The sequence below is a fragment of the Acinetobacter sp. ANC_7654 genome (genome assembly GCF_056779855.1).
In genome coordinates, this window is record NZ_JBWYIR010000001.1 from 231,225 (window position 1) to 254,154 (window position 22,930).

The 22,930-nt window shown below is 39.4% G+C and carries 23 protein-coding genes; 13 read left to right on the forward strand and 10 right to left on the reverse strand.

Annotation, left to right across the window (positions count from 1 at the left end):
- Nucleotides 1-4 precede the first annotated feature (4 nt).
- From rpmE to AC1M86_RS01130, 4 genes are all read right to left on the reverse strand, one after another.
- Nucleotides 5-229: a 50S ribosomal protein L31 gene (rpmE, locus tag AC1M86_RS01115; protein WP_004971624.1), complete on the reverse strand. Its 225-nt coding sequence runs from the start codon at nucleotides 227-229 to the stop codon at nucleotides 5-7.
- 216 nt (nucleotides 230-445) lie between these two features.
- Nucleotides 446-1,417 (reverse strand): bile acid:sodium symporter family protein, encoded by a 972-nt coding sequence (locus AC1M86_RS01120; protein WP_481607047.1) that lies wholly within the window; start codon nucleotides 1,415-1,417, stop codon nucleotides 446-448.
- A 98-nt stretch (nucleotides 1,418-1,515) separates the two neighbouring features.
- A complete protein-coding gene (gene gloA, locus AC1M86_RS01125) occupies nucleotides 1,516-1,917 on the reverse strand; it encodes a lactoylglutathione lyase (protein WP_481588447.1) in 402 nt (133 codons plus the stop codon).
- Between the two features lie 9 nt (nucleotides 1,918-1,926).
- On the reverse strand, nucleotides 1,927-4,104 hold the full coding sequence (locus AC1M86_RS01130; protein WP_481607048.1) for an AmpG family muropeptide MFS transporter: 2,178 nt from the start codon (nucleotides 4,102-4,104) through the stop codon (nucleotides 1,927-1,929).
- Nucleotides 4,105-4,287: 183 nt separating this feature from the next.
- Between AC1M86_RS01130 and AC1M86_RS01135 the strand changes: the two genes are divergently transcribed.
- A complete protein-coding gene (locus tag AC1M86_RS01135) occupies nucleotides 4,288-6,906 on the forward strand; it encodes a Lon protease family protein (RefSeq protein ID WP_481607049.1) in 2,619 nt (872 codons plus the stop codon).
- A 57-nt stretch (nucleotides 6,907-6,963) separates the two neighbouring features.
- Here the strand turns inward: AC1M86_RS01135 and grxD are convergent, their stop codons facing one another.
- Complete coding sequence (gene grxD / locus AC1M86_RS01140) at nucleotides 6,964-7,305, reverse strand: Grx4 family monothiol glutaredoxin (protein WP_092766094.1); 342 nt, start codon at nucleotides 7,303-7,305, stop codon at nucleotides 6,964-6,966.
- A 161-nt stretch (nucleotides 7,306-7,466) separates the two neighbouring features.
- Here grxD and AC1M86_RS01145 point away from each other — a divergent pair, with 161 nt between their 5' ends.
- Nucleotides 7,467-8,678 carry an aspartate aminotransferase family protein gene (locus AC1M86_RS01145; RefSeq protein ID WP_092766093.1) on the forward strand — a complete coding sequence of 404 codons (1,212 nt, stop codon included), beginning with the start codon at nucleotides 7,467-7,469 and terminating at the stop codon, nucleotides 8,676-8,678.
- A gap of 53 nt (nucleotides 8,679-8,731) precedes the next feature.
- Here the strand turns inward: AC1M86_RS01145 and AC1M86_RS01150 are convergent, their stop codons facing one another.
- The 3 genes from AC1M86_RS01150 to surE form a co-directional block, all read right to left on the reverse strand.
- Entirely contained in the window at nucleotides 8,732-9,664 is a 933-nt protein-coding gene (locus AC1M86_RS01150; protein WP_179998372.1) for a LysR family transcriptional regulator, read from the reverse strand.
- 103 nt (nucleotides 9,665-9,767) lie between these two features.
- The gene (locus tag AC1M86_RS01155) at nucleotides 9,768-10,607 is read right to left on the reverse strand and encodes a peptidoglycan DD-metalloendopeptidase family protein (RefSeq protein ID WP_179998373.1); all 840 of its coding nucleotides are present in this window, start codon (nucleotides 10,605-10,607) and stop codon (nucleotides 9,768-9,770) included.
- A 128-nt stretch (nucleotides 10,608-10,735) separates the two neighbouring features.
- Nucleotides 10,736-11,506, reverse strand: a complete 771-nt coding sequence (surE, locus tag AC1M86_RS01160; protein WP_035270482.1) for a 5'/3'-nucleotidase SurE — start codon at nucleotides 11,504-11,506, stop codon at nucleotides 10,736-10,738.
- Nucleotides 11,507-11,796: 290 nt separating this feature from the next.
- Here surE and AC1M86_RS01165 point away from each other — a divergent pair, with 290 nt between their 5' ends.
- The 10 genes from AC1M86_RS01165 (at nucleotide 11,797) to purB (ending at nucleotide 20,747) form a co-directional block, all read left to right on the forward strand.
- Complete coding sequence (locus AC1M86_RS01165; RefSeq protein ID WP_092766090.1) at nucleotides 11,797-12,195, forward strand: MCR_0457 family protein; 399 nt, start codon at nucleotides 11,797-11,799, stop codon at nucleotides 12,193-12,195.
- A 119-nt stretch (nucleotides 12,196-12,314) separates the two neighbouring features.
- Complete coding sequence (gene dacC / locus AC1M86_RS01170) at nucleotides 12,315-13,463, forward strand: D-alanyl-D-alanine carboxypeptidase PBP5/6 (RefSeq protein WP_035270478.1); 1,149 nt, start codon at nucleotides 12,315-12,317, stop codon at nucleotides 13,461-13,463.
- An 85-nt stretch (nucleotides 13,464-13,548) separates the two neighbouring features.
- On the forward strand, nucleotides 13,549-14,079 hold the full coding sequence (locus tag AC1M86_RS01175) for a gamma carbonic anhydrase family protein (protein WP_481607050.1): 531 nt from the start codon (nucleotides 13,549-13,551) through the stop codon (nucleotides 14,077-14,079).
- 199 nt (nucleotides 14,080-14,278) lie between these two features.
- Nucleotides 14,279-15,307 (forward strand): MerR family transcriptional regulator, encoded by a 1,029-nt coding sequence (locus AC1M86_RS01180; protein WP_481607051.1) that lies wholly within the window; start codon nucleotides 14,279-14,281, stop codon nucleotides 15,305-15,307.
- Nucleotides 15,308-15,416: 109 nt separating this feature from the next.
- A complete protein-coding gene (locus tag AC1M86_RS01185) occupies nucleotides 15,417-16,148 on the forward strand; it encodes an HAD-IA family hydrolase (RefSeq protein ID WP_481607052.1) in 732 nt (243 codons plus the stop codon).
- Nucleotides 16,136-16,255 carry an SRPBCC family protein gene (locus AC1M86_RS01190; protein WP_481586643.1) on the forward strand — a complete coding sequence of 40 codons (120 nt, stop codon included), beginning with the start codon at nucleotides 16,136-16,138 and terminating at the stop codon, nucleotides 16,253-16,255. Before AC1M86_RS01185 ends, AC1M86_RS01190 begins: the two co-directional genes overlap by 13 nt.
- Nucleotides 16,256-16,933: 678 nt before the next feature.
- A complete protein-coding gene (locus AC1M86_RS01195) occupies nucleotides 16,934-17,419 on the forward strand; it encodes an NUDIX hydrolase (RefSeq protein WP_035265740.1) in 486 nt (161 codons plus the stop codon).
- Nucleotides 17,420-17,423: 4 nt separating this feature from the next.
- Nucleotides 17,424-18,557, forward strand: a complete 1,134-nt coding sequence (gene mnmA, locus AC1M86_RS01200) for a tRNA 2-thiouridine(34) synthase MnmA (RefSeq protein WP_035265757.1) — start codon at nucleotides 17,424-17,426, stop codon at nucleotides 18,555-18,557.
- Nucleotides 18,558-18,571: 14 nt separating this feature from the next.
- The gene (gene hflD / locus AC1M86_RS01205) at nucleotides 18,572-19,303 is read left to right on the forward strand and encodes a high frequency lysogenization protein HflD (RefSeq protein ID WP_092766084.1); all 732 of its coding nucleotides are present in this window, start codon (nucleotides 18,572-18,574) and stop codon (nucleotides 19,301-19,303) included.
- A 55-nt stretch (nucleotides 19,304-19,358) separates the two neighbouring features.
- On the forward strand, nucleotides 19,359-20,747 hold the full coding sequence (gene purB, locus AC1M86_RS01210) for an adenylosuccinate lyase (RefSeq protein WP_092766083.1): 1,389 nt from the start codon (nucleotides 19,359-19,361) through the stop codon (nucleotides 20,745-20,747).
- A 74-nt stretch (nucleotides 20,748-20,821) separates the two neighbouring features.
- Here the strand turns inward: purB and AC1M86_RS01215 are convergent, their stop codons facing one another.
- A complete protein-coding gene (locus tag AC1M86_RS01215) occupies nucleotides 20,822-21,061 on the reverse strand; it encodes a hypothetical protein (protein WP_092766082.1) in 240 nt (79 codons plus the stop codon).
- Nucleotides 21,062-21,223: 162 nt separating this feature from the next.
- Between AC1M86_RS01215 and AC1M86_RS01220 the strand changes: the two genes are divergently transcribed.
- Entirely contained in the window at nucleotides 21,224-21,865 is a 642-nt protein-coding gene (locus AC1M86_RS01220) for a DUF2238 domain-containing protein (protein ID WP_481607053.1), read from the forward strand.
- Between the two features lie 53 nt (nucleotides 21,866-21,918).
- On the opposite strand, the gene sohB is transcribed toward AC1M86_RS01220, so the two are convergent.
- A complete protein-coding gene (gene sohB / locus AC1M86_RS01225) occupies nucleotides 21,919-22,881 on the reverse strand; it encodes a protease SohB (protein WP_179998383.1) in 963 nt (320 codons plus the stop codon).
- Nucleotides 22,882-22,930: the final 49 nt, after the last annotated feature.

A 22,930-nucleotide genomic window follows, 5' to 3' on the forward strand; every position in this document is an offset into this window, starting at 1 on the left:
GGTATTAACGTTTGATAGAACGTGACATACCAGCAAAACGTTGTTTGAACTTGTCGATACGACCGCCAGTGTCAACGTTCTTTTGCTTACCAGTGTAGAATGGGTGGCAAGCTGAGCATACGTCTAGGTAAAGTGTTTCTTTACCAACAGCTGAACGAGTTTCGATTACGTTACCGCAAGAGCAAGTAGCAACTAATTTTTCGTATTTTGGGTGAATATCGGCGCGCATGGTCGATTCTCCATAGAGTTAAGAAGGCTTTAGCTGTCATCGCAATTGATCACTCTCTTCATCCATTACAACAGACGCAGAGGAAAGGCTGAAATACAGCAGATCAACACCACAACAGACCATTCTTTTGGCCCACCGAGACGGCTTCCGTCAGAGCTAAGCACAACAAGTGGACGATATTATACGCCACTTTATTTCAGATAGCGAATTTTTCCTTTAAGACTTTTCAATTTGCTTGGACCAATGATTTGCAATAATTCCGCACACCATTAATTGGATTTGATGGAAAATCATAATTGGCAATATGATCATCCCCATAGGTTGTCCAATGAAAAGAATTTGCGCCATAGGCACTCCACTTGCGAGTGTTTTCTTAGAACCACAAAAAAATACAGCGATTTGATCGGCACGATTAAATCCAAACCACTTTGGGGCGTGATAGGCTAAAAGCATAATCAAAGTCAGAAGCACAGAGCATGCAATAATTAACCACATTAAGGTCACCCCACTGACTTCATTCCATAGACCTGCTACGACTGCACTACTGAATGCGCCATACACCACCAAAAGAATTGAGCCTTGATCAAAAGTTTTGACAATACTCGGGGCTTTTTGAATCAGAGGAAAAACGATAGGACGCAATAATTGTCCCAGAATAAATGGAACCAATAACAGCAGAATAATTTTGACGATCGCACTGGTTGGATCAAACCCATGATCAGACTGGCCTAAAATAAATAAGGTCACTAATATAGGTGTGATAAACATACCAATAATATTAGAGAATGAAGCACTACACACAGCACTTGCGACATTACCACCTGCTACTGAAGTAAATGCAATAGAAGACTGAACTGTTGAGGGTAAGAAGCACATAAACAAGAAGCCCCAATACAGTTCTTGTCCAAGTAGCGGTAGCAATACAGGTTTAGCCATTAACCCTAGAATTGGGAAAACTGCAAACGTCAGTGCAAAGACCAAACTGTGTAATTGCCAATGTTTAATGCCTTGAATCACCGCCTCACGTGATAACTTTGCACCATGTAAAAAAAATAGGATTGCAATTGCAATCGTGGTGAAATAAGAAAAATAGTGAGCAGCAACACCTGAAATTGGCATCAGTGACGCTAAAATCACCATAACAAACAGCAATATCGTGAAACGATCTAACGCTAAGAGCTTTAGCACCCCATATCCCTCTTTTTATTCTCTAAATTGAAAATAAGCCCAATACTCATCGATTGGGCTTATCTTTAAAATTTTACTCACCAATCAGCGAGTGAAACTTAATTATTTCTCGCATTACTGTCTTGTTGAATAAGTTCAATCTTGTAACCATCTGGATCTTCCACAAAAGCGATTACGGTTACACCGCCTTTCATTGGTCCAGCTTCACGGACAACATTACCACCACGTGCTTTGATTTCTTCACACGCTTTATAAGCATCATCCACTGCGATCGCAATATGACCATACGCATTACCCAGCTCATAGCTGTCTGTATCCCAGTTATGCGTTAGCTCAAGAACAGTATTGTTTTCTTCATCACCATAACCTACAAAGGCTAAAGTGAATCGACCTTCTTCATAATCGCGTTTACGAAGCAAAGTCATACCGAGTACTTCAGTATAGAACGCCAATGAACGCTCTAAATTGCCTACACGTAACATGGTATGTAACATTCGCATAAAATTTACCTATTGATTGAAAGATGTACTTTTCAACTGATTTAACAATTTCGCCACCCAAATAACAAGTAACAAAATAGGTAAACCCATTAAAAAAGTCATAAAGAAGAATGATGAATAACCGAAGTTTGTCACTATTGTACCTGAATAGCCACCAATCATCTTTGGAAGTAATAACATCAATGAACTAAAAATTGCATATTGCATTGCTGTAAATGAAACGCTAGTCAAACTTGATAGGAACGCAATAAATACTGCACCAGCAAGTCCTGATGCGAGATTGTCAAATACAATCCCCATCACCAGCCACACCTTGCTATAAGGGACAACCACTTTACCTTTGAGTTCGACTATTTGATCACTATCAACTTGAACAGCTGGAAGATCAGATAAAGCCATACGTGACTTCGGTTGGATCGTTGAAACTGTTTTATAAATATGATCTTGGGTTAATTCATGCGCCTGACCTGCATGCTGCACAACCGCTTGCACCGTAAATTTAGTGTGGTCTTTTAGACTGTCTCCGGGGACGACCACGCTCCAATTATTTTGATCCAACTTCACAGGTATCACTTGCTGATTTGAAATACGAATATTCAGTGTTTGTAGTGTGCTGTCAGCTTTTAAGTTCGAGAGTTGACCGCGAATAATGACATCCTTGCTTAACTCATCTTGGTAGAGAACATTATCCCCTCCAATGGCTTGGATGAAAATCTGAGAATCATCTTGACTCGAATAGCGTTGAAGCGGGATTTCAACATTCAGGGCTTTATCATAACCATCAGGGGTGGATAACACTTGAATACTATTATGTTCAGCAAAATTAGATGCAGGGAGCTTTAAAGACCAGTTCCCCACTTCATCAGGAGTCACTTGATGCTGTTGACCCCCCATTTGTACCAAGACTTGATTCATCGTTGGTCCAGATTTTACGAGCCCCACAAAGATGAGATTGGTCGTGCTGGCAACAATAGCGCCCACCAACATCATTTTCATAATGTTATAACGCTGAGCTAATAAGCCTCCAAGGAAGCCACCTAAAATTACAAAAAAAATGGCGAAAAACTTGTTAAACCAAGCGATTTCTTCTTTATCAAAATTCAAATCAAGATAAAAAAGATTGGCAACCACTCCAGCGACAATATCTGAAATTCGATAAAAACCAATGAGTAATAAAATAGCTAACGCAACTTTCAAACCATAACGTTTGAAGAAATCTAAAATCGGTGATAGCCATGTCTCGACGACTATTTTTTCATCAATGAGTTTTGCTCGGATTAATCCAAATACGACTAGCACAGCCAACGCCACACTCGCGAAGAAACGTAAAACTTGCCCGATAAATGACAAAAAATTACCATCAATATTTAACTGTGAAATCCAAGCACCAAATTGGAGAAACCCACAAACGAAAACTACTGTTGAAATCACAAAGACGATAAATAACTGAAAATAATCCTTTGCTTGATATTGATGAGGTTCTTGATTTACTACCGGTTCATGAATCACTAAAGTCGTCACAATCCCAATCATCATCAATCCAGCCATAAGTAAATAGGTGGACTGCCACGCCTCATAAATATAGTTACCCATGGCTGTACCAAGTGATGCAGCGAAGAGTAATGCACCGAGCTGAGTTACAATGGTCGCAATTCGATAACCTGCGTTATAGGTCGAAGCCATAACCGTCTGAACACTCGTATCTTGTGTCAACTCAATACGATAAGCATCCACGATAATATCTTGTGTCGCTGATGAGAATCCTAGAAAGATTGCGGATATCGCCATGAACGTTAAACTTGAAAATGGCCCTACACTTCCTCCATGAATACTCGGATCAGTAAATGCCATTGAACAAATAGCAATTGCGACCAAAATCTGAGAAACCAATAACCACCCTCGTCGTTTACCCAATTTCCTTGTTAAATAAGGCAATGGTAATCGGTCAATCAAAGGTGCCCAAATGAACTTGAAGGCATAAGCTAAGGCTGCCCATGAAAACATGGTAATGGTACTACGCTGAATACCGGCTTCACTCATCCAGAAAGATAGAGTTGAAAAAATCAGAAAAATTGGGATACCTGATGAGAAACCCAAAAAAAGCATAATGATCGCGCGTCGATCAAGAAAGGCTTTAAATGCCGAAGTCCATCCAGCTGATTCTGGTGACGAAGATTGTGATGTCATTGCGTTGTTATTTTCAGTGAAAAGTACTCTCGCTATTCAACTCTGTAATGCGCTTGGTTTCAATATAATTTACGCAAACTTCACCGAGTATTTCATCAATTTGATCTATCTCAACTTGATATTTTTGGCTAAACCTGTATACCTTAAACTATCAAATGTAAATTATAGTTTTGGATTTCACCTGTGACCCAGAGACACGATCAAATTAGTTCCACCGCAGTAACTTTAACCACGACATCCACAAACTTAGAACAAAACTCGCAAAACAAGCTCCTATCCGTATTTGAACTTGAAGCCACGCAAAACACCTTGAATGCAACAGCACTCAAACCAGAACAACTGACGCATATTCCAAATTATGACAATATTCCTGCGTCTACAAAACGTATCAAGCCTCTTAATAATTTTTTAGGACAAGATCGTGCTAAAGCATCTGTAGAAGCAGGCATTGCCCTTCCATACTCAGGTTATAACATCTTTGCTGTGGGTACGGCAGGGTTGGGTAAACGCACCATGATCAAGCGCTTACTCCAACAACATGCCAAAGATATGCCTACACCGGATGATTGGGTTTATGTATACAACTTCAAAAATGCACGCAACCCAATTGCGCTTAACTTTCCTGCAGGACAAGGCGCAAAGTTTCAAAGTACGCTACATCAAACATGGCAAACCATTTTCAAACAGCTCGAACGTCGTTTTAGTGCTGAAACGTATCACAATCGGATAGAAAAAATTCGTTTAACGACAGGTCATGAACAACAACAAGCTTTGATTGAGCTCACCAAAGAAGGTGAAGAGCTTGATTTAAAGTTGATCAGTCGTAATGAAGAACACTGCTTTATTCCTGTTCATCTTAAAGACAATAAAATTCAAGAGATGTCTCAAGATGACATCAATGCACTGAGTAGCAAAGAACGTTCTGAAATTGCGTCCAATATCCGTTATATGGATAAAAAGCTTGAGCGTTTAGGTTTACAAATTGGTGATCTTGAAGATGAAGCACGTGATATGGTGTCTGAGTTGAATCGTGACATTGCCAAACAAGTCATTATTCCTCGCATGGAACATATTTTAAATAAATTTCCAGATATCAAACATCTTGAACAATACTTAAAATTATATGCTCAAGATATTATCGACAATGTGGAAACCGTACTAGAACAGGAAGAAAGTGATTTTTCACCTGCATTATTTAACCGTGTCCCTGCGCGTTATCAAGCAAATTTAGTCATTAGCAACAAGCCAAATTCTGGGGCACCAGTCATCTTTGAAGATTTCCCCACACATTACAACTTACTTGGCCATGTTGAACAATTAACGCAAAATGGCACTATCAGCACTGATTTCACTTTAATACGACCTGGTGCACTGCATCGTGCCAATGGTGGTTTTTTAATGCTTGAGGCTGAGCAGCTTTTAGAACAACCTTATGCATGGCAAGGACTCAAACGAGCGATTAAGTCTGGTCAAATTAAACTCTCATCTCTAGAGCACATGCTAACGCTGACGGGCAGCATTTCAATTGAGCCAGCATCGATTCCATTACAATTGAAAGTCATTTTAATGGCTGAACCAGAAATCTATTATGAGATTCTGGAGGTGGAGCCTGAGTTAGGAAGTATCTTTAAAATCAGAGCTGATTTTACTGACACATTACAACGTAATGACGAAAATGAACAAGCTTATATGCATTTGATTGCAGACTATGTTCAATCCTCTAAACTACTTCCATTTGATCGTTCTGCCTTGGCTGCTTTACTGACCGACTCAAGTCGTCAAGCAGAGGATCAGAGTTCGTTGTCACTACATGCCTTAACTTTAGGTGATCTGATTCATGAATCTCATCACCATGCATCCAAATCTAATGCAACTATGGTGACAGCAGAACATATCGGCACTGCGCTCAAACACCGCCAATATCGTCTAGGATATTTACGAGAGTTGTACTGGCAAGATTTATCTCGTGGTACACAGCTTATCGAAACGCGTGGTCATCGACTCGGTCAGATAAATGCTTTGTCCGTGATTCACTACGCCGATGTCGAATTTGGCCTACCATCACGCTTGACTGCTTCAGTGTATCAGGGTGGCGGCGATATTTTAGATATCGAACGTAGCGTGGAGTTAGGCGGTTCACTTCATGCTAAAGGTGTACTATTAATGTCGTCTTTCTTAAAGGCACATTTCGGACGTGAACAAACCTTGCACTTCTCTGCCGCTTTGGCTTTTGAACAAAGTTATGGTCAAGTCGATGGTGATAGTGCAACCGTTGCAGAACTCTCCGCTTTAATTTCTGCGATCAGCCAACTGCCGATTGATCAGTCATGGGCGATTACAGGTTCAATGAATCAACTAGGTCAAGTACAACCGATTGGTGGCGTCAATGCCAAAATCGAAGGTTTCTTTGATGCATGTAAACTTCAAGGTTTAACAGGCAAACAAGGTGTCATTATTCCACGTCAAAACATGCAGCATCTAATGTTACGTCAAGATGTGATTGATGCTGTCGAGGCCGGTCAATTCCATATTCATGCCATCAACACAATTGATCAAGCACTTGAGATTCTCATGGCGCGTCCTGTCGGAGAATTAAATAAAAAAGGTCGCTATACCAAAGGTTCAATTTATGCTGCTGTCATGGAGCAGCTAGAATATTGGCAAGCCATTGAAGATGGTGCTGAAATTGAAGAAGAGCCAACGAAAAAGAAAAAAAAGAAGAAAAAAGACAAAGCTAAAAAAGATAAAGCGATCAATGCTGAAGAACAACCCTCTCAACTCGCTGATGAGACTTCAAACTAATTTGAAGTTTTCAAAATAAAAAAAGCACCCATCGGTGCTTTTTTTATTGCGCTTAAATTAAGCTTCAGGCGCTGGGCTATATTGCTCCACGAGCGTTTTTAATTCGCCTGTTTGGAACATTTCTAGCATAATATCACTACCACCGATCAACTCACCATTGATCCATAATTGTGGGAATGTTGGCCAGTTTGCAATTTGTGGCAAAGTCGCACGAATGTCTTGGTTTTCAAGAATATTTACATAAGCAAATGGGCGACCAATTTGGCTCAATGCTTCAACTGCACGTGCAGAGAAACCACATTGTGGGAACTGTGGTGTGCCTTTCATATAAAGAAGAACTGCATGTTTTGCAATTTGATCACGAATTAACGCTTCTGTATCACGCACTTGTTCAGTCATTGATTAAATCCTCAACTATTCTGCCTGCATTATACCTAAAACCGCCGTAAAGAGTATGGATTGCTAAATTTTTCCAGTTTAATTTGCAATTAGGCTTTTAATCTTAAGCAGATTTTGCTTAGATAAACTTTTATTTTCCACCTAACAAATACGAGTTAGACATGAACAATATCACCCTCGCTCCAGTTCAAACTGATCAACCATCTCATTTGATGCCTGTATTCAGCCGTCAACCGATCAGCTTTGTGCGTGGCCGAGGTTCGTATCTTTATACAGCTGAAGGTACAGAATATTTAGATGCGCTGACTGGCATTGCAGTATGTGGTCTAGGTCATGCACATCCAGTTTTGGCAGAAGCAATTGCAGAACAAGCGGCGACGCTTATTCACACCAGTAATATTTATGAAGTACCTTGGCAGACTGCAGCTGCGCAAAAGTTAGCTGAAGTATCTGGTATGGAAGAAATTTTCTTCTCGAATAGTGGTGCTGAATCAAATGAAGGTGCAATTAAAATTGCGCGTAAATATGGTCATATGCAAGGTATTGCTCTTCCGAAAATCATTGTAGCTGATCATTCTTTCCATGGTCGTACAATGGCAACACTTTCTGCGACAGGCAATAAAAAAGTACAAGAAGGTTTTGGCCCGCTCGTTGAAGGTTTTATCCGAGTACCTTTTGGAGACATTGAGGCAATTGAAGAAGCAGCAATCAACCATCCAGATATCGTCGCGATTCTCGTTGAACCGATCCAAGGTGAAGGTGGTGTAAATACTGCCCCTCAAGGTTTTAGTTATCTTGAAGAAATTCGTCAAATCTGTAATCAACATAATTGGTTGATGATGCTAGATGAAGTTCAAACAGGTAACGGTCGTACAGGAAAATATTTCGCGTATCAACATACCAATATTATTCCTGATGTCATGACGACAGCTAAAGGCTTGGGTAATGGTTTCCCAATTGGTGCAGTGATGACTCAAGGTAAAGGTGTAGGTATTCTTACTGCAGGTAACCACGGATCAACTTATAGTGGTACTGCATTAGGTTCGCGCATTGTCTACACGATTATCGATTTGATGCAAAAAGAAAATATTGTTGAAAATGCAGCAACAATTGGCCAATACTTAGTTGATCAATTCCGTACACAACTTGCAGATCAAAACGTTATTGTTCGCGGCTTTGGTATGATGATTGGTATTGAATTACCAAAACCATGCGCAGAGTTGGTGGATATTGCACGCATAGAGCACAATCTAATTATTAATGTCACCGCAGGTAATGTCGTTCGTTTGTTGCCAGCGTTGAATATGAATCAAGAACAAGCTGATGATTTATTAAAACGCTTAGTTCCAGCGATTAAAAACTTCTTGGCTTAAGCCAAGATCAATAAAAAAGCCGCATATTGCGGCTTTTTTATTAAGAAGAACACTTAAGATGCTTCTTGGAATACTCGACCACCAGGCAACTGGCTGAAATATTGTTTTAAAGCATCTAGGCAGCGATGAATTTTCATTGGTTGTTGTTCACGTTTTAATGTCATTGCATTCAAAGTGTATGCAGGTAACTTCCATTCAGGTAAAACTTCAACCAATGTGCCATTCATTAATTCTTTTTGCACATCCAGATATAATAATCGCGCAATGCCGTGACCATTTTGGCACAGTGATTTAGCGACATAAACATTGTTTGTCTGTAAACGATTTTCCATGGACACATTTACCAATTCACGCGATGTACTGTGTTCAAATGTCATCATTTGCTGATTTTTTACAATATTTACTGGAATCAAATCATGCTGTGCTAAATCTTCAGGTCTTGAAATAACTGCATTTTGATTCAAATAACTTGGTGAAGCCACCAAGACTTGATCCACACGTGCAAGCGGCAGACAAGATAAGTGATTAGACTCATCCACGCGAGAACACATTCTCACTGCAATATCGATTCTTTCTTGAATCAAATCGACAAATTGATTTTCAACTTCAAAGTGAACGGTTAAACCACGATGTGCCGAAATCCAATGCGACAACGCAGGAACTACATGGGTTGCACCGAGTTCTGGCGTTGTTGCAATACGTAAATCACCAACTAAATCGTCTCGTAACTCATTAATTCGAATTTTACCGCGCTCTGCTGCAGCGAGCATTTCTTGACAGCTATGAAAAAAGGCCTGCCCTGCTTCCGTTAAACTTAGTTTTCTTGTGGAACGGTGCAGAAGTGTTACTTCCATTTCTTGTTCTAGTGAACGAATTTGCTGACTAACCGCACTCGTCGTAATGCCTAAATCTCGAGCAGCACCACTGAAAGAGCTTTTTTCAACAACACATGCAAATACGCCCATCGAGCGAAGTTGATCTAACATAAATTTCCCTCTGAAATTATGAGATGCTTCTCTAATTAACAAAAATTAACAAAAGCAACTCATTGTATTATACGAAGAAATTGTTAAATTGCACTAAATATCTTCAGTTGATTGGCAAAATATTTGCTGGATTGATTGGCTTACCATCTAAACGAACTTGAAACTCAAGCATCGTACGGGTTGCACCACTCGAGCCCATTTCTGCAATTTGTTGCCCTGCACTTACGTTTTGCCCACTCTTCACTAACATCCGGTTATTGTGCGCATACGCAGTGATATAACCATCAATATGTTTAATGAGCACCAAATTACCATATTCTTTTAAACCATCAGCAGCGTAAACCACTTGACCATCAGCTGCTGCAAAAATTGGATCACCAACATTGCCACCAAAACGTAATCCCTTGACATTACTTGCCACATTGAAGTTTTCAATGACTGGACCATTCGATGGTTTCACCCAGCGTAATGAAGTTGCTTTAGTCGAAGTCGTCGGTACTGCAGCAGTTACCGCTGGTACTGGTGTGGTTTGTGGTGGTGGCGTAACCACAGCTGGTTTTGTTGGTAACTGAATGGTTTGACGTTGAATCTGAGTTTCAGTCGCTGTCAAAGGACGCGTGGTCGAACGTGTCACTTGTCGATTGCCAGAGGGTTTTAATCTTAAAGATTGATTTACATAGATGCGATAAGGCGGTGCAATATCGTTCATCTCCGCAATGCTCAAATAGCTCAATCCATAACGTGCCGCAATTTTACTTAAAGTGTCGCCAGAACGAACTGTATAGAAGTCAGGGGCAACAGCATAACGAGCAGAATTGTGGATTTGGGGTTTCGATGCACAGCCCGACAAACCAAGAAAAGAAGCGACAGCAACCGCGATCAATGCTGAGTGAATAGATGGTTTAGACAACTTCAAAACTGTTTTGGGTCTGGCCAAAAGCATGATTTCCCTCTCTGACAAAAGATTAAAAAGACTGAATTCGGCTTAAGAGTAGCAAAATTAATGCTAAATTCACCGTTTCAAATATATTTTTCACAAAGTTATAACACATCCTACCTGTGGTCGTTCAATTAAAGCTCTAACTGAGATTCAAGTGAAGCCAACACCTGATAGTTGGTAGCATCCATTTGGATCGGTGTCACACTGACATATCCATTTGCAATGGCATAAAAGTCTGACTGATAACCCAGTTGGCTTTTTTCGGGATCTGTTACGGCCTCTCCAGCCAAACCAATCCAAACAACTTGACGACCTCTCGGGTCCACTTGTGTGGTAATCGGTTTCGTTTGTTTTCTTCTTCCTTGATAAGTCACCAATGTCCCTTTTATTTCAGCCGTATCTGGAATATTAATATTGAAAATATGACGCGGTGGTAACTCAGGCAAACCATTTTTAATAAACTCATATACCCAATTTGCAGCTTGTGCATAATCTTGAGCATCTTGATACGAACGAACATTTGGACCAGCCAATGAAACTGCAATTGCAGGTTGTTTCATGAGTCGGCCTTCAAACGCGGCCCCAACTGTACCTGAATACAACACATCATCGCCTAAATTCGCACCACTGTTGATCCCGCTTACAACTAGATCAAATTCAAAATCAAATAGACCATTCATGGACAGATAAACACAGTCCGCTGGTGTGCCATTAATTGCCCATACATCTTCTGAAATTTGCACGGGTCGCAATGGACGATCAAGCGTTAATGCACTTGAAAAACCACTCCGCTCACTTTCTGGAGCAACCACGACTACTCGACCCAAAGGTTTTAATGCTTGTGCTAATGCTTGTATTCCTGGTGCGAACACACCGTCATCGTTGGCAATCAAAATATTCAAAACAATTCACTCAATTCATGTAATCCCATCTGTTCGATAGCCTAATCAAAATCCCCCAACACAACAATGAGCACACGCATAGATGTTGAGGTTTTAAACGCCTTTAATCTTGAAAATCTGCTTACCCTTTAATCTTGAAAACTCGGCATGTAGTTATCCCCCTGTTCATACCTGAACTTTTCTTCTTTACTTTCTGAGTTCCAACAGCATTAATACACTTTCTCTATTTTTTAAACACGAAAAAAGATTATTCTATTCTTATAACTAACTTACTAATTTTTGAGTCATTTATGCAAAACCGTTTTTTACAATTGATTTCAACCGCATTTATCAGCAGCTCAATGTTATTTTCAAGTTTCACTTTCGCCAATGCTCAAGACTTAAAAGAAAATATCGAAGTTACTCAACAAAAAGTGACTAAAGATGAACTCGCTGCAATCTATGTCTTTTCAGAATCATGCCCAAGTTTAGTGGAAGAAGATGCGGCGTTTAAAGCAGGCTATCAAAAGCTATTAAAAGACTATTTACCTAACGAAAATTCACCTCAAACCACGCTGAACAATCTAATTAAACAACAGGATTATCAGCAAGCATTAGCTCAAGCGAGACAAGATGCGAAAAACGCTGGAGACAAAGCAAATCAACAAGTGTGCGAGGATATAAAAAAATATCAGTCTTCAGTTAAATAGAGCACGAAATAGTTACAATTCGATTGAAATAAGCCGACTCCACTGCTAGAAGTCGGCTTTGCTTTGTCCTAGAATGCAAAGCTGATTTTTGCGTTCATACAAGATTGGAACTACATAGAATGACCCGAAAAAGCGCCATTGCTGCATTATTACTATTACCTTCATTTACTTATGCAGCAACTGTTTTATCTTCACCACCAGAACTCAATAATAAGTCTTACGTTTTGATGGATTATGAAACAGGTCAAATTCTCGCAAGTAAAAATGAAAATGAAAAACTTGCGCCTGCTTCAATGACCAAAATGATGACTAGTTTCATTATTGAACAAAAGTTGTTGAACGGTGAACTCACGGAAGATGAAAAAGTTCGTATGAACGAGTCTGCTTGGTGTCGTGGTAGTAGTACAGAATCTTGTATGTATGTACCTCTCAACGGCACAGCAACCGTATTGGAAATGTTACGCGGGATTATCATTCAATCTGGTAATGACGCATCTAAGGCGATGGCTGAGCATATTTCTGGTAATGAAGGTACATTTGTACACAGCATGAACCAAGAAGCTAAGCGTATTGGCATGACCAACACGAACTTTATGAACTCAACAGGTATGCCTGCTGAAGGTCATTATTCTACTGCGAAAGATATGGCTACTCTTGCGAAGCACATCATTCATGACAGTTCAAAGTATTATCCTATCTACTCTGAAAAAGAGTTTACTTTTAACGGGATCAAGCAAGGTAACCGTAACGCGTTGCTATATACAGATCCGAGTGTAGATGGTCTTAAAACAGGTCATACTTCTGAAGCTGGTTATTGTTTAACGACTTCAGCTAAACGTGGCCCGATGCGTTTAATTTCAGTGATTTTTGGTGCTCCATCAATGCAAGCACGTGCAACGCAAACACGTGATTTGTTATCTTGGGGTTATGCAAACTTTGAAACTGTCAGTGTTCAACCCGCTCACAAAGAGTTGACCACTTCTAAAGTTTGGTTTGGTCAATCTAATCAAGTGAGTGTGGGTCTTGCTGAAAACTTCAACGTGACTATGCCAAAAGGTCAAGCAAATGCCATTCAAACTCAAATCGCGGTTCAACCGAACTTAAATGCCCCTCTTCAACAAGGGCAAGTTGTAGGTAAATTAACAGCGACACTTGACGGCAAAGTTATTGCTGAGAAGCCGCTTGTTGCTTTGCAAGCTGTTGAAGAAGCTGGTTTCTTCTCGCGTATGATCGATCATATCAAACAGTTCTTTAGTAATTTGTTTTAAGTCGCAGCTTGACTAAAGATATAAAGGCACTCAAATTCTTTTGGGTGCTTTTTTGTTTATAATGAGTAAAAACAGGCAATTTTTTATGACTGAAAATATCCGCAAATACTTAGAGACTCACCCAAAATTTGATACAACAAATTATATTGATCCAACTGCGTTAGTGATTGGTGATGTTGTCTTGGCTGAGAATGTTTCGGTCTGGCCTTATGCTGTGATCCGTGGTGATGTTAATTTTATTCGGATTGGTAAAAATTCCAATATCCAAGATCATTCCATGTTGCATGTCAGTCATAAGAAAGCGGATAAACCTGAAGGTTCACCGCTCATTATTGGTGAGGACGTTACTGTGGGTCATCATGTGAAATTACATGGTTGTACTATTGGTAATCGTGTTTTAGTCGGTATTGGAACGATTATTTTGGATGATGTTGTTGTTGAAGATGATGTGATGATAGGTGCGGGTTCGCTTGTTCCACCCAACAAAGTTTTAGAAAGTGGTTATTTGTATGTGGGTAGCCCAGTGAAAAAAGTGCGTCCACTGACTGATAAAGAAAAAGCGTTTCTGCCGTATTCAGCGCAGAATTATGTAAAGGTTTCGGGAAATTATAAATAATTTTGAATTCGCATAACAGCCATTATGTTAAATGGAAGATGGAAATGTATGGAATATAAAAAATTTTACTACCTAAATAAATAAAACATCAAAAATGTAAATTATTTACCATAAATATTTTTTATAGCTTAGATACTTGACCCTCACGTAACGTTAGCCTCTAGTATAAAACATGCCTAAGGGATAAAGGAGTCAAAAGATGTTATTACAAGTCGGTGAATTGGCGAAGCGAACAGGGTTAACTATTCGTACCCTTCATCACTATGATGATATCGGTTTACTTCAGCCTTCGGCCCGCTCCGACGCCGGTTATAGACTTTACAGTCGTCAAGATATTACTCGCTTATACCAAATTCAGGCATTGCGAGGGCTTGGAATGACATTGGCAGAAATTGGCGCGGTTCTTAATAGTCCAAACCTTGCACTCGCCCCATTAATTGATCGGCAGATTCAGGCAATCGATCAGATGATCATTAAGCAGACTCAACTGCGCTATCGTTTGAGCAGTCTCAAAAATCAACTGATGAATGGTGAAGAGCTGGAACCGGACAATTGGCTAAAAACATTGGAGCTTATGTCTATGTACGAACAATATTTTACAAAAGAGGAACTTGCAGAACTGACTTTTTTACAGGCAGATAGTAAACAACAAAAAGAATGGGAAGCGCTTGTCATCGAAGCCAATGCACTCTTTAAGGCCGGAGAATCTTCTAGTAGTGAAACTGCCCAAAACCTGGCTTCACGCTGGATGCTGACCCTCGAACAGAATACGGCTGCTAATCCTGAATGGTTGGCTAAATTGAATAGCATGCATTCAGCTGAATCGGCATTTCAGGAAAAATTGGGTGTGCGTCCGGAAGTGGTTGAGTTTCTACTTGAAGCATTTGCCGAGAGTAAGCTGAACGTTTTTGCACGTTATTTATCCGAGCAGGAATTTGCTTTTATGAAGCAACATTATGTACGTGAGATGAAAAATTGGCCCCAGTTATTGATTGGATTGGAGAAGGCCATTCGTGCTGGGATTGAACCTGACAGTGAACAAGCAAAATGTTTAGCACAGCAATGGCTCTCCATGTTACAGGGTTACGCAGGCAAAAATCCAGCGACACATGCGAAGATTCGCAATGCCATGCAAAATGAACCAAGTCTTGCCGAGGGAACCTGGCTCAAACCTACCACTTTGCAATTTTTAGAAAAAGCAGTAGCAGCTTTGATGCGTTGTGCTTAGTACATGCTTACCTCTATTCAAATAATCAAAGTAGTGTGGCTATCCCATAATACGGGGTAGTCATCAAGTTTATGATTTCAAAATATTTTATATAGAGAAAGTAGATTAAATGGTATTATCACAAACTTATCCAACTACACTATATAAGTTGGTTATTTTCGATTTTGATGGAACCTTAGCAGATTCATTTCCTTTCTTTGTTTCAACTATAAATCATCTGGCTGACATGCACTCTTTCAAGAAGATTCATTTAGATGAAGTGGAATCTTTTAGAGAAATACCTTCCCGAGAGCTAATGAAAACTCTTGGAATACCAGTATGGAAACTACCTGCGATTACTCAGAATTTTATAAAACTCATGAAGGTAAATCCTTCAAAGATTCCTCTATTCGACCATACCGATGAAATGCTTTCCCACCTTAATGAACATGGAATTACAGTGGGCCTGGTTTCTTCAAATGGATACGAAAATGTGACCCGTATTCTTGGTTCAAGCTGTCGATACTTTAATTACTTTGAATGTGGTGCATCTTTTTTTGGAAAAGCATCTAGGTTAAAGCAGCTTTTAAAAAAAGCAGGCTATAAACCCTCAGAAACTATCTATATAGGTGATCAGATTACCGATTATGAGGCAGCTAGATCGGTAGGAATTGCTTTCGGTGCAGTTTCATGGGGTTACAGCACAGAAAGACTTTTAAAGAAATTGTCACCTGATGAGACATTTGAAAATGTGTCTGCCATAAAGAGGATTACTGTCAGCAAAAAAATAACCCTACTAAATTATGCTTATAAGCAGAGAATCGCCATTCTAGATACCCGAGGTAAATTATGCTTTCTTTAAAGATAACTACACATATTGATATTCATGCGACACCGGAGCAAGTTTGGCAGGTACTGACTGATTTTAAATCGTATGAGAGTTGGAATCCCTTTATCCGTAAAGTTTAAGGAAAGTTAAACATAGGTGAAAAACTAAAGATTAGGATTCAACCAACTAAGCAAAAAGCAATGGAATTTAAGCCTACACTATTGGAAGTTAAAAATGCTCAGTCTTTAAGCTGGCTAGGTCACTTTCTAATCTCTGGTCTTTTAGATGGTGAGCATCATTTTAAACTTTGCTCCCAAGAAGATGACAGCACTTGTCTCATACATTCTGAGACATTTAGTGGTCTACTTGTACCTATGATGCGTAATAATTTGAAATCTATAAGGAAAGATTTTAAATACATGAATCAATCTCTAAAATTATTTGTAGAATCAAAACTTTAGATTTGAAATCATAGGGTAATAAATTGTTATTTTTATTAAAACAGATCCATGTAGGCACTTCGCTTCTTTATTCTTTCAATTTTTAAATTCCCCTAAAATTAACATAATACACCTTATGCGAAATTATCTTTTTTATTTCATATAAATCATAATCTTAAATTACATTCAAAAGCCCAATTTACTTAAATTGGGCTTTTTTGTTGATTCTTCATGTTCCACGCCCTTTATTAAATTATTGATCCAAAGAACTTCTTAGTTAAACTTAAGATAGAACGCCTTCAAAGAAATCCCCTCCCATCATAGCCACACACCTCAAAATTTTATACAATATGCCTTCCCTTCATCTGGTGCTTTTTTATGACCGCTTGGACTGCTCACGTCACTGTTGCAACAGTGGTTGAAAAAGATGGTAAATATCTGTTTGTAGAAGAACAAACGGAAGGTGTCATGCACACCGTTTTTAATCAACCTGCAGGTCATGTAGAAGCTGGTGAAACCCTTATTCAAGCCGCGGTTCGTGAAACCATGGAAGAAACAGGTCACCAAGTTGAAGTCACAGATTTATTGGGTATATACACCTATACCCCACCTATGTTTCCGGATCGTACCTATTACCGCTTCTGTTTTTTAGCAAAATCAACACAGTATTTTGCCAATGCAACATTAGATACAGGTATCGTAGGTGCAGTTTGGATGAGCCTAGATGAGCTATTAGAAACGGCTCGCGCGCGTAGCCCATTGGTCATCAAAGCCATTCAAGATGCCCAATCAGGACAAAAATTTCCTTTATCGCTCGTTTATGAGCACCAAAATTCTCCCTTAATTTCAAATTTGGATGCCTAATCCTATGCAACAACGTGTCATCGTCGGTATGTCAGGTGGTGTAGACTCATCTGTCTCTGCGGCTTTATTACTTCAACAAGGATATCAAGTTGAAGGTCTTTTCATGAAAAACTGGGAAGAAGATGACGGCACAGAATACTGCACGGCTATGGATGATCTTGCAGATGCGCAAGCCGTATGTGATCGTATCGGTATCAAATTACATACAGCCAACTTCGCAATGGAATATTGGGATCGTGTATTTGAGCACTTCTTGGCTGAATATGCTGCGGGGCGCACCCCAAACCCAGATATTTTATGTAATAAAGAAATTAAGTTCCGTGCATTCCTCGACCATGCCATGAAATTAGGTGCTGACTTCATCGCAACAGGACACTATGCTCGTCGCGGTGAAACCATGACCAACTCTAAAGGTGAGCAATATGCGCCTTTACTCCGTGGCGTGGATAACAACAAAGACCAAACTTATTTCCTACATGCCGTTCATGGTCGTGAAATTAACAAGACCTTGTTCCCTGTCGGTGAAATTGAAAAGCCTCAAGTTCGTAAAATTGCTGAAGATTTAGGTCTTGCAACAGCGAAGAAAAAAGACTCTACAGGTATCTGTTTTATTGGTGAACGCCGATTTAATGACTTCTTGAAGCAATATTTACCTGCTCAACCGGGTAAAATTGTCCTTGAAGATGGTAAAGAGGTTGGTGATCATCACGGCTTAATGTACTATACGCTCGGTCAACGTGGTGGTATTGGTATCGGTGGAATGAAAGGCGCTGAAGAAGGTGCTTGGTTCGTATTACACAAAGATATCGAAGGCAATCGTTTAGTTGTTGGCCAAGGTCATGAGCATCCCCTCATGCAAAGTACTATGTTATGGTCTGAAGCGATTGATTGGGTTGCAGGTGAGCAAGAGATTCCAGAAAATGGTTTCCGTTGCACAGCGAAAACTCGCTATCGACAACCTGATCAAGCATGTGTCTTATTTAATGACCCAAATGCACCGCAAGGTGTACGTGTAGAATTTGATGAACCTCAACGTGCTGTTACGCCAGGACAAAGCGTTGTGTTTTACGCGGATGAAGTTTGTTTAGGTGGCGGTGTGATTCATCATACCAATGCGCCTAAACCTGATTTTATTTAAAGGAATTTTCAGGCATGACAGAGTTACCGTTCCAGCAGCTTCAGACTCTGAATGATCGTCAAAACAGAGCTTTGGCTTTGGCAGCAGTATTTCAATCGACTCAGCTGACACATATGACAGCCATTGCAGGTCGACAAAATATTGGCGAAAACGGTAACTTCTATTTAGAACAATTAATTAAGGCGAGTTTAAATATTCGCCCTACTTCCAATAAGAATTGTCAAACCTTAGATTTTTTTAACCAGCTTGCAGATATTTCTCTGGGATTAAAAACATTAGAAAGTAGCATCACCCAACCATTCAATACTGCACCAAAATCAAGAATACCTAAATTTGCCAATGCAAAACTTCCAATGTCCTATGCAATGGCATTATTACATTTAGAAAAGAAAGTATATAGCAACCCAAAATTCGTTGAAATTATTGAAAAATCACAAGAAAAAATACTAAAACAACTCTCCTTTTTTGATCATAATTATCTACATCCAAGTATTCTTGCAAACCTTGCTCAAACCTATGTCGAAACTGCAGGACAGATTAATCCTCGCATTATGGTGAAAGGCAATGCAGAAGCTTTTAAGGATTCTTCGCACACCAATCGTATTCGTGCTTCGTTGTTTACAGGTTTACAGATGGCGCATTTATGGCGTCAGTCAGGTGGAAGTTCATGGAGCATGATCTTCACCAAACGCAAGTTACTGAAAGATATTCAAGATCTCGCTCGTTTACAGTTTCAGGTGGTTTAACCTGATGTATATCGAGTTCTGTTTTACGTTTCATTCCAAAGTTTAAGGAATTGCTATGAACGCTTTAACCGCACTTTCTCCATTAGATGGTCGCTATGCAAGCAAATGTGATGCTTTGCGCCCTTTCCTCTCTGAGTTTGGTTTAATCCATGCTCGTGTGACTGTTGAAGTGCGCTGGTTACAAGCACTTGCAAATCGCCCAGAAATTACTGAAGTGCCAGCTTTTTCTAACGAAACAAATGCAGCTTTAGATGCAATCGTTGCAAATTTCTCTGAAGACGATGCTAACCGTATCAAAGAAATCGAACGCACAACCAACCACGATGTAAAAGCGGTTGAATATTTCTTAAAAGAGAAAATTGCAAACATTGATGAACTTAAAAATGCGGGTGAATTCATTCACTTTGCTTGTACATCTGAAGACATCAACAACTTGTCTCATGCACTCATGCTGAAAAGCGGTCGTGAAGTACTAGCTACGTCTATGCAACAAATCGTGGACTCAATTGTTGCACTTGCAGAAAAACACGCTGATCAACCAATGTTGTCTCGTACACATGGTCAAACTGCAAGCCCAACAACATTGGGTAAAGAAATGGCGAACGTGGCATACCGTCTTGCACGCCAAATCAAACAATTCAACAATGTTGAGCTTCTAGGTAAAATCAATGGTGCGGTAGGTAACTATAATGCTCACCTTTCTGCTTACCCTGAAATTAACTGGCCTGCTCACTCGCAAGCATTTGTTGAATCTTTAGGTCTCACGTTTAACCCGTATACAACTCAAATTGAGCCGCACGACTACATGGCTGAATTGTTTGATGCGCTTCGTCGTTTCAACACAATCCTCATCGATTTCAACCGTGATGTTTGGGGTTATATCTCTCTTGGTTTCTTCAAACAAAAATTAAAAGAAGGTGAAGTTGGTTCTTCAACAATGCCACACAAAGTGAACCCAATCGACTTTGAAAACTCTGAAGGTAACTTGGGTATTGCTAATGCAGTCCTTGCTCACCTTGGTGAAAAGCTCCCAATTTCTCGCTGGCAGCGTGACTTAACTGACTCTACTGTTCTTCGTAACATGGGCGTTGGTTTTGCACAAAGCTTGATCGCATTTGAAGCTTGCTTGAAAGGTGTGGGTAAACTTGAATTGAATGCCGACCGTATTCTTGAAGACTTAGACAACGCTCAAGAAGTTCTCGCTGAACCAATTCAAACAGTAATGCGTCGTTATAACGTTGAAAAACCATACGAAAAACTTAAAGCCCTTACTCGTGGTCAAGCAATGACTCGCGAAATGATGGTGAATTTTGTGAATGGTAACGAATTAGAAGCTGTTCCTGCAGCAGATCGTGCGCGTCTTGCTGAAATGACACCTGCATCTTATACAGGTAATGCTGCTGAGCAAGCGAAACAAATTAAAGATTTGATTGCTAAAATCTAAATAGTATTGAATAAAAAAGCGAAGCTTAGGCTTCGCTTTTTTTGTATGAGACTCATCAAATGTTTCAATAAAAATCATGCTTCATCAGGACAGTAACGTATAAAGTCAGTTCTGAGCTTTTCTAATTCATCACCAGTTAAAACATCGCTATAGTAAATATAATGAGTCACTTGAGCATATTGAATGTCATGCCTAAACATCATTCCTCGGAGTGATACTGAGATCTCTTCAGGAAAGTCATCCAAAGTAAGCTCTTCAAACTCATAATGAAAATATGCATTTTGCTGTGCAAGAAAAGCAGCTGAAACCGTCATAATAAAAACTCAAAATAAATCATATTCTAACTGATCATCCATGATTGCAATGAGCTACTGATATAAACAACTATTTATAAAAATAATGCGATCTACAGCTTATTCTCAGGATTGATACCTTACAATCATATGAAGAAATTAATCAAATCAACATATAACAAAATGCACTACAAAAATTTTACTCCTAAACACCGCCTCGTATTCTTCATTTTCATAGTAGTGCTGATCTTGGCAAGTATAAAGCCTCTTGAATATGCTTCTTATGGCTTACATCAACTTGGCACAGCTTTAATGCTGGTGTTTTTGATCTATATACAAAAGAAAGTTGGTTTGAGTTTTATCGCATTTTCTCTCTATATTGGATTTCTGATCATTCATATTTTTGGGGCGCACTATTTATATTCGTATGTTCCCTATAATGAATGTTTGATGCACTACTTCAACATACATTTAAATGCACAGATGGGTTGGGAGCGAAATATGTATGATCGCTTGGTCCATTTTGCCTATGGTCTACTTCTCTATCCTTTTTTCCTGAGGATCATTCAATTCTATTTACCACAATTATCTGAACGAGTACTTTTTCTTATTGTGGTTCAGTTTGTCATGGCCACCAGTCTCATTTACGAATGGATTGAATGGTCGATTGCGATTAATCTTTCCCCTGAGGCAGCAGAAAATTATAATGGTCAACAAGGTGATATTTGGGATGCCCATAAAGATATGCTGTTCGCAACACTTGGGTCCATGATCACAGGAATAGTGATGTTATATCGAAAATTAGACTCTCGACCATACAAATGATAAATCATAAAAAAAACCAATCATTAGATTGGCTTTTTTTTATTTCATTGAATTTAAAGTTTAGGATCACGTAGTTGCACTAAGTTCGCATTAGTTTTGACTAAAGTGTCCATAACTTTATTCATCACAGCAGGAATCAAACTGTCCGCCATTTGTGCCGCTTGCAGTCCTAATTTCTCACCTAAGGTAGGTTTACGGCGAGTTTGAATTAAGTAAACATCATGCACTGTCAATAAACTTAATAAATACTCATCCGAGGTTTGAAGCTTATCAACCAAATTCAAATCTAATGAATCTTGACCGTACCAATGTTCACCTGTTGCTACTTTTTCAACATTTAACTGTGGACGATATTTTTCAACAAAATGCTTGAACAATGCATGCGTTTGTTGCAACTCTTCTTCAAACTTTGCTTTACCCTCTTCCGTATTTTCACCAAACATGGTCACGGTACGTTTATATTGACCCGCAGTATAAAGCTCAAAATCAACATTATGTTCTTTAAGTAAACGATTAAAATTAGGCACTTGGGCAACAACGCCAATTGAACCAATCACTGCAAATGGAGCAGAAATAATTTCGTTACCGATACATGCCATCATATATCCACCACTTGCTGCGACTTTATCAACACAAATGGTTAGATGAAAACCAGCATCGCGCAGACGCACCAGTTGAGCAGCCGCAAGTCCATAACCATGTACCATCCCACCTGGACTTTCCAAACGAACTACGACACGATCACGCCCTGCTTTAGCAGTCGCCAAAATCAAAGTAATTTCTTCACGAAGATTCTCTACAGCTGAAGCTGCCATGTCACCTTTAAAATCAATTACATATACTTTCTGATTATTCTTTTTACGCGTGCGTGCTTCTTTTGAAAACTGCTGAGACAACTGCAGAAGTTCAAGTTTAGATGCAGTACTTTGCGCAATTTTTTTTCGTTGTTCATTAATACGCGCATTTAAGTGAGTGACTCGAATTTCGGCAGGAAGTTTCGGCAAATGAAATAACATATAAATTCACATCTCTATAATTCATCTTTATGAGGATAACATGAGGTCA